Source organism: Actinacidiphila sp. bgisy160 (genome assembly GCF_965342435.1).
GTDB lineage: Bacteria > Actinomycetota > Actinomycetes > Streptomycetales > Streptomycetaceae > Actinacidiphila.
In genome coordinates this window covers 165,751-178,550 of record NZ_CBDRCM010000006.1, presented here as the reverse complement: position 1 = coordinate 178,550, position 12,800 = coordinate 165,751, and the positions used below count along the sequence as shown (strand labels likewise).

The following is a 12,800-nucleotide window of genomic DNA, read 5'->3' as shown; positions in this document are numbered from 1 at the left end:
TGTCACACACGGCCGGGCTTGTCGGTTTGGCAGCATCGGCGCCATGGTGCGCCTCTTGAGCGCTCTGCGCCCCTGCGGGCATCCAACCATGCCCCTTGGCGCGCCCGCTCATTACCGGTGGGTTCACTGTCCGGCCCGGGCAACGACCCTGGTCAGGGCCTCGACCACGCGAGGGTCGTATTCGTGCGCGGTATCGAGGCGTAACCGCTCCAGTGCCTGCAGCCCGCGGCCTACGGCTGTACCGCCCCCGGCCAGGTCCTCGTAGGCGTTGGCCGTACGCACGATGCGTCCCGCGAGCGGCTGTTCCCGGTACGGATCGGCCTGGCCCTCCACGATCCGCGCGACTTCCTCCGGGGCACCCGTCCGGCGTACGACCTCCGCGCCGAGCAGGGCGATGCGCCGGCGTTCCACCTGATCGAGGGACGAGGTGGCACCGCCGGGCACCGGGTCGACGAGGGAGAGCTGGCCGATGTCGTGCATCAGCGCGGCATGCTCCAGGGCCGCCAGCGCCCTTCCGCCCAGGCCGAGTTCGCGGCCCATGGCGTGGCTGAGCGCGCTGACCCGGCGGGCGTGCCCCACCGGGGTGTAGCCGGCGACCTCGGTGGCCCGGGCCAGCGAGGCGATGGTCTCCCGGTGGGTGGACCGGATCGCGGCGTGCCGCCGGAAGGCCGTCTGGGTCAGTAGCAGCGGCACCCCGCACACGGGCAGCGCCCACAGTCCGGCCGCCTGCTCGGCCTGCGCCAGCACGACCCCGCCGGCGCACACGGCCGAGCCGACGCCCGGCAGGACGGCCAGTTCGTCGCGGACGACGGAGGCGAAGGGATGCCCGGTGCGAGCGGTGCCCAGCACGGCGGCCAGCACGGCGTCGCACAGGATCGTGCTGGCCAGCAGCAGGACGGCGTAGCCCGGATGGCCGCCGCTGCCGCCGTACAGCGGCGGCGCGGTCGCCGCGGCGAACGCCACCGTCAGCACGCGCCGCGCCGCCGCGTCCCGTGATGCGCCTCTCAGCTGCCCGGCGCCCACCGCGGCGGCGGCAACCGCCACCACGACCGCCACCGCCTCGGCCGCGAGCAGCGCGTACGCCAGGGCCCCGGCGAAGGCGACGGGGGCGGCCTCCCTGCCCTCGGGCTCCGGGATCCGGAAGACCTCGCCGACGACGACCAGCGCCCCGAACGCGGCGGCCGGCGCGGGATCCGCCACTCCGTGCGCCGCCGTCCAGACCAGGGCGGCGCCACCCACGGCGAGCGCGACCCCGTGGACGGCGAGCACGACGGAGGGCGTGCGTCTGCGGTGGCGCCGGTGGTCGCCGCCGCGGCGTCCGGAGGCGCTCACGGGCGCGGCTCGGGGGTACGGCGGGGCGGGGCCTCGCGGCGCGCGTGACGCCGGGTCTGCGCGGGGGCGAAGGGTTCCGGCTCGTCGGCGGTGACCGCCGGGTTCCAGCCCTCCCGGCGGACGGCCCGGATCAGGGCCTGCACCATGAGCGGGTCGAAGTGGGTGCCGGCGCAGCGGCGCAGCTCCCCCAGCGCGTCGTCGACACCGCGGGTGGCCTGGTAGGCGCGGGTGGAGGTCATCGCGTCGAAGGCGTCGGCCACGGCAACCAGCCGCGCGGAGGACGGGATGGCCTCGCCCGCCAGGCCGTACGGGTAGCCCGATCCGTCCAGGCGTTCGTGGTGGTGGAGGATCGCGGTGCGGGCGTCGTCGAGGAAGGCGATGCCGCGCACCATCTCGTGGCCGTAGCCGGGGTGCAGCTCGATGATCCGCCGCTCCTCGGGGGTGAGCGGGCTGTCCTTGCGCAGCACCCGCGTGGGCACGCCGAGCTTGCCGATGTCGTGCAGGATGCCGGCCAGCCGCAGGGCCTCCACCCGCTCGGGCGGCAACCCGATCTCGCGGGCGATCAGCGCCGACGCCCGGCCGACGCGCTCGCTGTGGCCCCGGGTGTAGCGGTCCTTGATCTCCACGGCCTGCACCAGCGCCCGCACCGTCGCCTGGTGCGCGGCCCGCTCGCGACGCGCCTGGCCCACGACCCAGCGCGCGATGTGCGTCGGCAGCAGGGCGAGGACCGCGGCCACCGCCCCGTACGGTCCCTGCCAGAGCACCGCGGCCATGAGACCCACCAGGCCGTAGGTGAGGTGCGGGGCGAGCGGCTCGAGCAGGGCCTCCCGCCAGGCCGCGGACGGGGCGGTGCGCTCGGCGGTGATCAGCACGCCGGCGGTGAGGGCGGCCGAGAACAGGCAGAAGGCCAGAACGGCCGCGAGCGCGGGCAGCAGCAGTCCCGGCAGCCGCGCGAAGGGCCCCTCCCCGAAGGCGGCCCGGACCTGGGCCGCCGCGGCGGTCGCCAGCGCGAGCTGCGCGGCGTGCCATACACGGCGCACCATGCGCGGCTCGCCCCGGACCGGCGCGAGCAGGCCACCGGGCACGGCGACGAGTGCGGCCGCGCCCGGGGGAAGCAGGAGCGCGGCCGCGAAGAGCACCGGGGGCAGCGACGCCCCCGTCCGCTCCCCGGCCGCGTAGAGCGCCGCCAGCACGGCGGCGGTCGCCCAGGGAGCACCCTCACGGGGACTGGTGACCAGGGCACCGCACGCCGAGACGACGACCACCGGGACGTACACCCGGGCCGCCGCGGGGAGCATCCGGACCGCCCGCTTCGCACGCACCTCACCGAGGCTAGGGGCGCGGCCGTCGCGCGGTGCGCGAGCGGCCGCGATTCCCGCCTTCGGGTGATCCCGGGTGACCTGGCGGCGCCGCGTGCGTCAGCCGGTCGGCGAACCGGTCGGCGCGCTGCCTCCGTCGGCCGGCTCCGGTACCGGCGCCACCTCGCCCGCGCGGATCAGCTCGATCCGCGTGAGCACCTTGGAGCGCAGGTCCGTGGGCACGTCGTCGTGTCCGCAGCAGCGCTTGACCAGCTTCTTGACGGCCTGCTCGAGGCCGTACTTCTCCAAGCAAGGGTGGCACTCGTCGAAGTGCTGCTTGAACTTGGCGCAGGCGTCGTCGGACATCTCGTTGTCCAGGTACTCGTAAAGGTGTTCGAGTACCTCGGAGCAGTCCGTCTCATGCGGGTTGCCGCAGCTCATGTGCCCGAGCCCTTCTCGTCTCCCGCGCCCGCCGGGACGAGCCCGCGCTCCCGCGCGTAGTCCTCCAGCAGCGAACGCAGCTGCCGCCGCCCCCGGTGCAGACGGGACATCACCGTACCGATGGGGGTTCCCATGATGTCGGCGATCTCCTTGTAGGCAAAGCCCTCGACGTCCGCAAGATAGACCGCGATCCGGAATTCCTCCGGGATCGCCTGCAGCGCCTGCTTCACGTCCGAGTCGGGAAGGTGGTCCAGCGCCTGGGACTCCGCGGAGCGCAGACCCGTGGACATGTGCGACTCGGCGCGTGCCAGCTGCCAGTCCTCGATCTCCTCCGTACCGCTGCGCTGGGGCTCGCGCTGCTTCTTGCGGTAGGAGTTGATGAAGCTGTTGGTGAGGATGCGGTACAGCCACGCCTTCAGATTGGTTCCCTCACGGAACTGGTGGAAGGACGCGTACGCCTTGGCGTACGTCTCCTGCACCAGGTCCTCGGCATCGGCCGGGTTGCGGGTCATGCGCAGCGCCGCCGAGTACATCTGGTCCAGGTACTCCAGGGCGTCCCGTTCGAAGCGCGCGCTGCGCTCGACGTCGGACTCCGGAGTCCCCTGCACCTCAGGCACCTCGGACGGGCTGTCGTCGTTGCCGCTGACCGGACCCACCTCCTCCACGACGGTCACGGGGCCATAAGCGGACCCCACGCCATCGGAGGATATCCCGGGCGCGATCGGCGCGCTGTTCCTGTTCGCCCCGCCCATCGCCGGCCACTCCGGCCACGACAGGTAAGGCGCCTCGGCTCGCGCGCGGCACTCGGCTCTCACCATCCGGCTGCCTTCCTCACTGTGCGTACGTTTTTTCGTGCGGACGCCTGCGACAACACGGGCCACGCACCGCTCATTCCCGAAGCGGGGGCAGTTCCTCCAGCCAGCCCAGCACGGCGTCCGTGATGACGCTCAGTGCTTCCTCCTGGGTGAGGTCCGCGGACTTCGGCACGGCGAATCCGTGGTCCGCGTACGGCACCTCGCGCGGCTCGCAGCCCTCGGGAAACTCCTCGGGGCGGCCGAAGGGATCGCGCCCGCCCTGCACGGCCAGGACCGGCACCCCGGCACCGGTCAGCTCGCCGGCCCGGGACTTCTCCGGCTTGCCCGGCGGATGCAGCGGGAAGGACAGCGCCAGTACCGCGACCGCGTCCAGCTGCTTCGCGGTACGGCAGGCCACCCGGGCTCCCGCGCTGCGTCCGCCCGCGACGAGCGGCAGACCGGGCCGGGCCAGCGCGGGCCACAGCGCCGTCCACGCGGCGTCCAGGGTCTTCGGCGCCGGCGCCAGCTTCTTGCCGGCCACCCGCCAGGGCTGCTCCACCAGCGCGACCGTCCAGCCGCGCGGCGGCAGGGCCGCGGCCAGGGCCCGCAGGTCACGTGCCTCGACGCCGCCTCCCGCACCGTGGCCCAGCGCCACGACGGCGCGCGGGCGGCCGGCCCGGTGCCAGGTGACGCGGGCGTCCCCCACGGGCGTCGGCACGGTCTCCATGATCTCGCTCACAGCGGCCAGTCTGGCACCGCGGGCGGTCAGAACAAGGTCGCCTCCTCGGGCGCCTCGATCGGCTCGACCAGCTCCGGCCCGTTGTTGCGGACGTTGCTCACCTCGGTGCGCACGGGATACGCGCGCAGCAGGCCGGGCCGCGGCGGCACGAGCAGCCCGCGCAGGTCCTCGACGTCGGTGCGCGCGGGGTCGAGCCAGTCGTCCCAGTGCTCCGGGGTGATCCACAGTGGCATGCGCGGGTGGATCCCGGCCAGGGAGTGCGGGCCGTCAGGACGCTCTCCGGCGTCGGCGAAGGGCTCGGTCTCGGCCTCGGTGGTGATGACGGTGCACGTGACCCACCAGGCGCGCGGGTGCTCGTCGGGCAGGGTGCGGTCGCGCCAGAACTCGTAGAGCCCGGCCATCGCGAAGACCGAGCCGTCGACGGGGGTGACGAAGTACGGCTGCTTGCGGGGCCGCTTCCTCTTCCCCTGCTCCTCCAGCTGCCGCTCGTCCTTGCCGGTGACCCACTCGAAGTAGCCGTCGGCCGGCAGCAGGCAGCGGCGCGAGGCGAAGGGGCGGCGGTAGGAGGACTTCTCGTGCACGGTCTCGGCCCGCGCGTTGATCATCTTGACGCCGGCCTCGGGTGACTTGGCCCAGCTCGGCACCAGCCCCCAGCGCAGGGTGCGCAGCTGCCGGACGATCTCGCCCGTCTCCTTGTCGGGCCGCTCCAGCACCGCGTAGGTGCTGTCGGTGGGCGCGACGTTCCAGTTGGGGTCCAGCGCCTCGGTGGGATCCCATTTCCGCACGTCGAACAGCCCGACGAGATCCTCGGGGCTCCGGCTCGCTGCATATCGACCGCACATGAGTGCCAGATTGCCACGGCGCGGACACAGCCGGCCGTCGTATGGTGCGGGATCGTGCAGCTCATCGACTCCATCTTCGGCACCCAGCCCGCGCCCTCCCCCTGGCTGGTCGGCGCGACGGCGGCCGTCGCGGTGGCCGCGGTGCTGCCGCACGCCATATGGCGGCTGTCCCGCAACGCGATCACGATCGCCCACGAAGGGGGCCACGGCCTGGTCGCCCTGCTGTCCGGACGCCGGCTGCAGGGCATCCGGCTGCACTCGGACACCTCGGGCCTGACCGTCTCCCGGGGCAAACCGTACGGCCTCGGCATGATCCTCACCGCGGCGGCCGGCTACACCGCGCCGTCCCTGCTGGGCCTGGCCGGGGCCCTGCTGCTGGCGGCCGGGCACATCACGGCGCTGCTGTGGGGGGCGACGGCCCTGCTGCTGGTGATGCTGGTGATGATCAGGAACGCGTACGGGGTGCTGACGGTGTTCCTGACCGGCGGCCTGTTCCTGCTGGTGTCCTGGCTGACCGGGCCCGGGGTCCAGGCGGCCTTCGCTTACCTGGTGGTGTGGTTCCTGCTGTTCGGGGGCGTGCGGCCGGTCCTGGAGCTCCAGCGCAAGCGGCACGGCGGTGCGGCGCCCGGCTCGGACGCGGACCAGCTGGCCCGGCTGACGCACACCCCGGCGGCCCTGTGGATGCTGTTGTTCTACGCGGTGGCGCTGCTGTCGCTGTTCGGCGGCGGCCGCTGGCTGGTAGGTCTGTAGACCTTGCGAGCGGGTATCTGTTTCCTTCAGGTTTCGTCCGCTTTGTGAGCGATTCGCCTTCTGCGTGAGCCACTACGCTTGGGGCCATGACCGGTAACCCCGAGCACACCGCCCTGTGGCCCGCGCCGCTCGCGTCCGCCCCCGTCCACGCGACGGTCACCGTGCCCGGATCCAAGTCGGTCACCAACCGTGCCCTGGTGCTCGCGGCCCTCGCCTCCGAGCCGGGCTGGCTGCGCCGCCCGCTGCGCAGCCGCGACACCGTGCTGATGGCCGACGCGCTGCGCGCCATGGGCGTCCAGATCGACGAGGTGGTCAATCCCTACGGCGGCGAGGCCTGGCGGGTCATCCCGGCCGGGCTGCACGGTCCCGCCTCCGTCGACGTCGGCAACGCCGGCACGGTGATGCGCTTCCTGCCGCCGGTCGCCGCGCTCGCCGACGGCCCCGTGCACTTCGACGGTGACCCGCGCAGCCACGAGCGCCCGCTGAACGGGGTCATCGACGCGCTGCGCACGCTGGGCGCCCGCATCGACGACGAGGGCCGCGGCGCGCTGCCGCTGACCGTGCACGGCGGCGGGGCGCTGGACGGGGGCCCGGTGTCGGTCGACGCGTCCTCGTCCTCCCAGTTCGTCAGCGCCCTGCTGCTGTCCGGCCCCCGCTTCAACCAGGGCGTCGAGGTGCGGCACACCGGCCCGGCGCTGCCGTCGCTGCCGCACATCAAGATGACGGTGGAGATGCTGCGGCACGCCGGCGCCAAGGTCGACACCCCGGAGAACGGCGGCGAGCCGAACGTGTGGCGGGTCGACGCCGGCGCGCTGCTCGGCGTGGACCTCACCGTCGAGCCGGACCTCTCCAACGCCCAGCCGTTCCTCGCCGCCGCGCTCGTGACCGGCGGCCGTGTGGTCATCCCCGACTGGCCGCGGCGCACCACCCAGCCCGGTGACGCACTGCGTGAGCTGTTCACCCGGATGGGCGGTTCATGTGAGCTGACGGACGCGGGCCTGGTCTTCACCGGTTCCGGCCGGATCCACGGCATCGACGCCGACCTGTCGGAGGTGGGCGAGCTCACCCCCGGCATCGCGGCGGTCGCCGCGCTCGCCGACTCCGAGTCCGTGTTGCGCGGCGTGGGCCACCTGCGGCTGCACGAGACCGACCGGCTGGCCGCGCTGAGCAAGGAGATCAACGAGCTCGGCGGCGACGTCACCGAGACCGAGGACGGGCTGCGCATCCGGCCGCGGCCGCTGCGCGGCGGCGTCTTCCACACCTACGAGGACCACCGGCTGGCCACCGCGGGCGCCGTCCTGGGCCTGGCCGTCGACGGCGTCCGGGTCGAGAACGTCGCGACCACCGGCAAGACCCTCCCCGACTTCCCCGAGATGTGGACGGCCATGCTGGGCACGGCACCGGCGGCCCCGGTGCGGGCCTGAACCATGCGGCGCTACGGCAAGCACACCGACGAGGACGACGTCCGGGTCCGCCCGAACCGCAAGGGGAACCGTCCCCGCACCAGCATCCGTCCCAAGCACGAGGACGCCGAGGAGGGCTTCGTCCTCACCGTCGACCGGGGCCGTGTCACCTGCCTCGTCGAGGACCGCACGATCACCGCGATGAAGGCCCGTGAGCTGGGCCGCAAGGGCATCGTGGTCGGCGACCGGGTGGGCATCGTCGGCGACCTGTCAGGGGAGAAGGACACCCTGGCGCGGATCGTGCGGGTCGAGGAGCGCAGCTCGGTGCTGCGCCGCACCGCGGACGACACCGATCCGTACGAGCGCGTGGTCGTCGCCAACGCGGACCGGCTCGCCATCGTGACCGCCCTCGCCGACCCCGAGCCGCGGCCGCGGCTCATCGACCGCTGCCTGGTGGCCGCCTACGACGCCGGCCTCGAACCGCTGCTGGTGCTCACCAAGTCCGACCTCGCGCCCGCCGGGCCGCTGCTGGAGACGTACGCGCCGCTGGGCGTCCCCTATGTGGTGACCAGCCACGAGAACTTCGACGCCGCGGCGACGGAGGCCGTGCGCGAGCAGCTCGAGGGCCGGATCACCGCCTTCGTCGGCCACAGCGGCGTCGGGAAGACCACCCTGGTCAACGCGCTGGTGGAGCGTCAGCGCGCGACCGGCCACGTCAACGCGGTCACCGGCCGCGGGCGGCACACCACGACCTCCGCGCTCGCGCTGCCGCTGCGCTCCGAGCAGGGCTGGGTCATCGACACCCCGGGCGTGCGCTCCTTCGGCCTGGCCCACATCGACCCGTCGCGCGTCATCCACGCCTTCCCCGACCTGGAGCCGGGCACGGCGGACTGCCCGCGCGCCTGCAGCCACGACGAACCCGACTGCGCGCTGGACGCCTGGGTCGCCGACGGGCACGCGGAACCCGCCCGGTTGTTCTCGCTGCGACGGTTGCTCGCGACGCGTGAGCGCAAGGAAGGGGACTGAGGCGCCATTTCCGGGCATGCTGTGTGATGATCGCTCATCGACGGACGGAAACGGGAGGGCGCTCGATGGCCTGGCTCCTCGTGGTGGTCGCTGGACTCCTCGAAACCGGCTTCGCGGTCTGCCTCAAGCTCTCCCACGGGTTCACCCGCCTGTGGCCGACCATCGCGTTCTGCTCCTTCGCCCTCGGCAGCTTCGGCCTGCTCACGCTGGCACTGAAGAAGCTGGACGTCGGGGCCGCGTACGCGGTGTGGACGGGCATCGGGGCCTCCGGGACGGCGATCTACGGCATGGCCTTCCTCGGCGACGTCGTCTCGACCCTCAAGCTGATCTCCATCAGCCTGGTCGTCCTGGGCGTCATCGGGCTCCAGCTCTCCGGCTCCGCCCACTGACCCCCCGGACACGGCCGCACCGGGGACGGGGCCGATCCCGTCACCAGCCGCGCTGGAGCAGCCCCCGGACCAGCCGGGCGACCCGCCGGCACGCTTCCTCGTCGGAGACCGCGGGCGCGACGACGTAGGAGACGGTGACGCGCACCGCGGTCTCGCAGGCCCAGTCGGCCTCGGCCCGGTCGAGCGTGGGGAAGCGCCGCCCCAGCACGGTCACGGCGCGTGCCCGGAAGTCGTCGAGGAGTTCGGCCGGGGCCAGCGGGGCGTCGTCCTTGCGCAGCCGCCGGCCCGGCAGCCGGGGCAGCGGCACCGGCACGACGGCTGCCGCGGGGACCCGGTCCCCGCGGCAGCCGGTGAGCACCGCGCGCACCAGCCGGCTGCGGCGGGCGCTGTGCAGGGTCCAGGCGGTCGCGGCGGCGAAGCAGTCGCCGACGTCGGCGCCCTGCCGTCCGGCGGTGTCCAGGGCGCGCTCCACACCCGCCAGGAAGCCCTCCGTCTCCCGCCGCGCCAGGGCCCGCGCGAGCCCCTCCTTGGTGCCGAACTCGTTGTAGAGGGTCTGCCGCGACACCCCGGCGGTGGCCGCGACGTCGACCATCCTGATCGTCGCCCAGGAACGGTCGCCCAGTGCGGACAACGCCGCGTCCAGGAGTGATTCACGCGCTGTCGGCACGATCGCCTCCAAGCGGTCTCAAGCGGCCTCGACCCTAACGAGCGGTCTCAGAGGGCTGTGGGGCCAGAATTGACGCGCCGTCGGTCCGTGTCAACCCTCCCCGCGCACCCTGCGTGACCTCGACCTCCCACGATCGATACTGTTCGCCTCATGCCGGACTTCAACGATGATCTGCGCCTCGCGCACATCCTTGCCGACGCCGCCGACGCCGCCACCATGGAGCGCTTCAAGTCCCTGGACCTCAAGGTCGAGACCAAGCCCGACATGACGCCGGTCAGCGAGGCCGACAAGCGCGCCGAGGAGCTGATCCGCAGTCAGCTGGGCCGGGCCAGACCGCGCGACGCCGTGCTCGGCGAGGAGTACGGCACGGAGGGCAGCGGCCCACGGCGCTGGATCATCGACCCGATCGACGGCACCAAGAACTACGTCCGCGGGGTTCCCGTGTGGGCCACCCTGATCGCGCTGATGGTGCGCGGGGAGCGGGGCGACCAGGGCGTGGTAGGCGTGGTGTCCGCGCCCGCCCTGGGGCGCCGCTGGTGGGCGGTGAAGGACGGCGGGGCGTACACCGGTCGCAGCCTGGCCTCGGCCACGCGGCTGCGGGTGTCCCAGGTGAGCCGGCTGGAGGACGCCTCCTTCGCCTACTCCTCGCTGAGCGGCTGGGAGGAGCAGGGCCGGCTGGACGGCTTCCTCGACCTGACCCGCTCCTGCTGGCGGACGCGCGCGTACGGCGACTTCTGGCCGTACATGATGGTCGCCGAGGGCGCGGTGGACATCTGCGCCGAGCCCGAACTGAGCCTGTGGGACATGGCGGCGAACGAGGTGATCGTGCGCGAGGCCGGTGGGCGCTTCACCAGCCTGGACGGGACCGAGGGACCGTACGGCGGGAACGCGGCGGCCTCCAACGGGCTGCTGCACGAGGACATGCTCGCCTTCCTGAACCGCCCGTAACCGACCGACCCCTCACACTACCGATCACCCTCCGCACGCCCCTTGCTGCGGACCGCAGCGCATGTGAACATGAGAATGCGTGAGCTTGTGCATTTGTGAAACGGTTCTCAAGACGGCCACGACGCAGCCCGAGGGGTATCCCATGCTCGTACGCGACGCCATGAGCACGGTCGTTCTCACGGTCGGTCCCGCTCACACCCTCCGCCAGGCCGCCCGGCTGATGTCCGCCCGACGGGTGGGCGCGGCGGTGGTACTCGATCCCGACACCTGCGGTCTCGGCATCCTGACCGAGCGCGACATCCTCAACGCCATCGGTGCGGGGCTCGACCCGGACCACGAACTCGCCGCCGCCCACACCACCACGGACGTGGTCTTCGCCGCGCCCCAGTGGACCCTCGAAGAGGCGGCCGCCGCGATGGTGCGCGGCGGCTTCCGGCACCTGGTGGTGCTGGACGACCGCAACCCGGTCGGCATGGTCTCCGTACGCGACATCGTGCGCTGCTGGCAGCCGGCGCACGCCCTGGCCGGCTGACGGCCTGCACATGGATCGGAGGGGGCCGGGTGCCTGGACGCACCCGGCCCCCTCCGGGACTGCGGGAGGGACGGACGCCGGTCAGCCGCGCAGGGCCTGGACGGCGGCCTCCAGCCGCTTGCCGAAGTCCTCGTCGGCACGGCGGAAGTTGCCGATCGCACGCTCGGCGATGTCGTCGCGCGACACCTTGGCGATGGCACCGGAGAGGTTGGCGACCAGGCGCTCCCTCTCCTCCTGCGACATCAGCCGGTAGAGGTTGCCCGCCTGCACGAAGTCGTCGTCCTCGGCGTGCGAGGGCGCCTCGTGGTTGCCGGTGTACCCGGCGACGGCGGTGGCCGACCAGAGCGGGCGGTCGGTCTGGGCCGGGCCGCCGAAGCTGTTCGGCTCGTAGTTCCTGGCCCCGCCGTGTCGGCCGTCGTACAGGGCGCCGTCGCGACCGTGGGTGCGCGCCTCGGTCGCGTGCGGGCGGTTCACCGGCAGATGGTCGGCGTTGATGCCGACGCGGTAGCGGTGGGCGTCGCCGTAGGCGAAGAGCCGGCCCTGCAGCATCTTGTCCGGGGACGGGCCGATGCCGGGCACGAAGTGCGCCGGGGAGAAGATCGACTGCTCGACCTCGGCGAAGATGTTCTGCGGGTTGCGGTTGAGCTCCAGCCTGCCGATCTCGATCGGCGGGTAGTCCTCGTGCGGCCACACCTTGGTGAGGTCGAACGGGTTGAAGCGGTAGGTCGCCGCCTCGGCCGCGGGCATGATCTGCACCTGCACGGTCCAGCTGGGGAACTCGCCGCGCTCGATGGCCTCGCGCAGGTCACGCTGGTGGGAGTCGGGGTCCTCACCGGCGAGGCGGCCGGCCTCCTCCTGGGTGAGGTTCCTGATCCCCTGGTCGGTCTTGAAGTGGTACTTGACCCAGAAGACCTCGCCGGCCTCGTTGGTCCACTGGTAGGTGTGCGAGCCGTAGCCGTTCATGTGGCGGTAGCCGGCGGGGATTCCGCGGTCGCCGAACAGCCACGTCACCTGGTGCGTCGACTCCGGGGACAGGCTCCAGAAGTCCCAGACGTTGTCCGCCTCCTGGGAGCCGGTGTACGGGTCGCGCTTCTGGGTGTGGATGAAGTCGGGGAACTTGATGGCGTCCCTGATGAAGAACACCGGGGTGTTGTTGCCGACGAGGTCGTAGTTGCCCTCCTCGGTGTAGAACTTCAGCGCGAAGCCCCTGGGGTCACGCACCGCGTCCGCCGCGCCGAGGCTGCCGGCCACGGTGGAGAACCGCAGGAAGGTCTCCGTCCGCTTGCCGACCTCGGAGAGGAACTTCGCCCGCGTGTACCGCGTCACGTCCGCGGTCACGGTGAAGGTGCCGTAGGCGCCGGCGCCGCGGGCGTGCACCACGCGCTCCGGTATGCGCTCGCGGTTGAAGCGGGCGAGTTTCTCCAGCAGTTGCTGGTCCTGGATCAGGACCGGTCCTCCGAGGCCCGCGGTCTCGCTGTTCTGGTTGTCCGCGACCGGGGCGCCCGCCTCCGTCGTCAGCGGGCCGGTCTCCTGAACCGTCACGTGCCTCTCCCTGGGGTTGGTGCTGTGCCGTGGCTTGCGCCGGAAGCGATCCTACAATGGACACAGTCCAAGTCAAGAAGAGCACCAAAGTAGTACC

Annotated in this window: 14 protein-coding genes; 6 read left to right on the top strand and 8 right to left on the bottom strand. The window is 72.8% G+C overall.

Going from position 1 to position 12,800, the window contains the following annotated elements; all coding sequences use genetic code 11:
• Positions 1–123: 123 nt before the first annotated feature.
• The 6 genes from ACRWNP_RS08530 to ACRWNP_RS08505 form a co-directional block, all read right to left on the bottom strand.
• The gene (locus ACRWNP_RS08530) at positions 124–1,332 is read right to left on the bottom strand and encodes an HD-GYP domain-containing protein (protein WP_431960412.1); all 1,209 of its coding nucleotides are present in this window, start codon (positions 1,330–1,332) and stop codon (positions 124–126) included.
• Positions 1,329–2,630, bottom strand: a complete 1,302-nt coding sequence (locus tag ACRWNP_RS08525) for an HD-GYP domain-containing protein (protein WP_431960449.1) — start codon at positions 2,628–2,630, stop codon at positions 1,329–1,331. The genes ACRWNP_RS08530 and ACRWNP_RS08525 overlap by 4 nt, the downstream gene beginning before the upstream one ends.
• A 120-nt stretch (positions 2,631–2,750) precedes the next feature.
• Positions 2,751–3,071 (bottom strand): mycothiol system anti-sigma-R factor, encoded by a 321-nt coding sequence (gene rsrA / locus ACRWNP_RS08520; protein WP_431960411.1) that lies wholly within the window; start codon positions 3,069–3,071, stop codon positions 2,751–2,753.
• Positions 3,068–3,727: a sigma-70 family RNA polymerase sigma factor gene (locus tag ACRWNP_RS08515; protein ID WP_431960448.1), complete on the bottom strand. Its 660-nt coding sequence runs from the start codon at positions 3,725–3,727 to the stop codon at positions 3,068–3,070. Before ACRWNP_RS08515 ends, rsrA begins: the two co-directional genes overlap by 4 nt.
• A gap of 232 nt (positions 3,728–3,959) precedes the next feature.
• The gene (locus tag ACRWNP_RS08510) at positions 3,960–4,592 is read right to left on the bottom strand and encodes an alpha/beta hydrolase family protein (RefSeq protein WP_431960447.1); all 633 of its coding nucleotides are present in this window, start codon (positions 4,590–4,592) and stop codon (positions 3,960–3,962) included.
• Between the two features lie 38 nt (positions 4,593–4,630).
• Positions 4,631–5,446 carry an SOS response-associated peptidase gene (locus ACRWNP_RS08505; RefSeq protein WP_431960410.1) on the bottom strand — a complete coding sequence of 272 codons (816 nt, stop codon included), beginning with the start codon at positions 5,444–5,446 and terminating at the stop codon, positions 4,631–4,633.
• Positions 5,447–5,500: 54 nt separating this feature from the next.
• Here ACRWNP_RS08505 and ACRWNP_RS08500 point away from each other — a divergent pair, with 54 nt between their 5' ends.
• The 4 genes from ACRWNP_RS08500 (at position 5,501) to ACRWNP_RS08485 (ending at position 9,014) form a co-directional block, all read left to right on the top strand.
• Positions 5,501–6,196 (top strand): M50 family metallopeptidase, encoded by a 696-nt coding sequence (locus ACRWNP_RS08500; RefSeq protein WP_431960409.1) that lies wholly within the window; start codon positions 5,501–5,503, stop codon positions 6,194–6,196.
• Positions 6,197–6,282: 86 nt separating this feature from the next.
• Positions 6,283–7,620: a 3-phosphoshikimate 1-carboxyvinyltransferase gene (aroA, locus tag ACRWNP_RS08495; RefSeq protein ID WP_431960408.1), complete on the top strand. Its 1,338-nt coding sequence runs from the start codon at positions 6,283–6,285 to the stop codon at positions 7,618–7,620.
• Between the two features lie 3 nt (positions 7,621–7,623).
• A complete protein-coding gene (rsgA, locus tag ACRWNP_RS08490; protein ID WP_431960406.1) occupies positions 7,624–8,625 on the top strand; it encodes a ribosome small subunit-dependent GTPase A in 1,002 nt (333 codons plus the stop codon).
• Positions 8,626–8,690: 65 nt separating this feature from the next.
• A complete protein-coding gene (locus ACRWNP_RS08485; protein WP_431960405.1) occupies positions 8,691–9,014 on the top strand; it encodes a DMT family transporter in 324 nt (107 codons plus the stop codon).
• A 40-nt stretch (positions 9,015–9,054) separates the two neighbouring features.
• Here ACRWNP_RS08485 and ACRWNP_RS08480 read toward each other — a convergent pair whose 3' ends face one another.
• Entirely contained in the window at positions 9,055–9,681 is a 627-nt protein-coding gene (locus ACRWNP_RS08480) for a TetR/AcrR family transcriptional regulator (protein WP_431960404.1), read from the bottom strand.
• A 150-nt stretch (positions 9,682–9,831) separates the two neighbouring features.
• Here ACRWNP_RS08480 and hisN point away from each other — a divergent pair, with 150 nt between their 5' ends.
• Both hisN and ACRWNP_RS08470 read left to right on the top strand, forming a co-directional pair.
• Positions 9,832–10,629, top strand: coding sequence for a histidinol-phosphatase (hisN, locus tag ACRWNP_RS08475; protein ID WP_431960402.1), 798 nt, complete (start codon positions 9,832–9,834; stop codon positions 10,627–10,629).
• Positions 10,630–10,771: 142 nt separating this feature from the next.
• On the top strand, positions 10,772–11,161 hold the full coding sequence (locus ACRWNP_RS08470; protein ID WP_431960401.1) for a CBS domain-containing protein: 390 nt from the start codon (positions 10,772–10,774) through the stop codon (positions 11,159–11,161).
• Positions 11,162–11,242: 81 nt separating this feature from the next.
• Here ACRWNP_RS08470 and ACRWNP_RS08465 read toward each other — a convergent pair whose 3' ends face one another.
• Positions 11,243–12,703, bottom strand: coding sequence for a catalase (locus ACRWNP_RS08465; protein WP_431960400.1), 1,461 nt, complete (start codon positions 12,701–12,703; stop codon positions 11,243–11,245).
• Positions 12,704–12,800 lie beyond the last annotated feature (97 nt).

What these genes read in the sequence shown, in the direction of transcription:
- rsgA (WP_431960406.1), top strand. Translation starts at nt 7,624, where the DNA reads ATGCGGCGCTACGGCAAGCACACCGACGAGGACGACGTCCGGGTCCGC.
- aroA (WP_431960408.1), top strand. Translation starts at nt 6,283, where the DNA reads ATGACCGGTAACCCCGAGCACACCGCCCTGTGGCCCGCGCCGCTCGCG.
- ACRWNP_RS08510 (WP_431960447.1), bottom strand. Translation starts at nt 4,592, where the DNA reads ATGGAGACCGTGCCGACGCCCGTGGGGGACGCCCGCGTCACCTGGCAC.
- ACRWNP_RS08505 (WP_431960410.1), bottom strand. Translation starts at nt 5,446, where the DNA reads ATGTGCGGTCGATATGCAGCGAGCCGGAGCCCCGAGGATCTCGTCGGG.
- ACRWNP_RS08485 (WP_431960405.1), top strand. Translation starts at nt 8,691, where the DNA reads ATGGCCTGGCTCCTCGTGGTGGTCGCTGGACTCCTCGAAACCGGCTTC.
- ACRWNP_RS08470 (WP_431960401.1), top strand. Translation starts at nt 10,772, where the DNA reads ATGCTCGTACGCGACGCCATGAGCACGGTCGTTCTCACGGTCGGTCCC.
- hisN (WP_431960402.1), top strand. Translation starts at nt 9,832, where the DNA reads ATGCCGGACTTCAACGATGATCTGCGCCTCGCGCACATCCTTGCCGAC.
- rsrA (WP_431960411.1), bottom strand. Translation starts at nt 3,071, where the DNA reads ATGAGCTGCGGCAACCCGCATGAGACGGACTGCTCCGAGGTACTCGAA.
- ACRWNP_RS08525 (WP_431960449.1), bottom strand. Translation starts at nt 2,630, where the DNA reads ATGCTCCCCGCGGCGGCCCGGGTGTACGTCCCGGTGGTCGTCGTCTCG.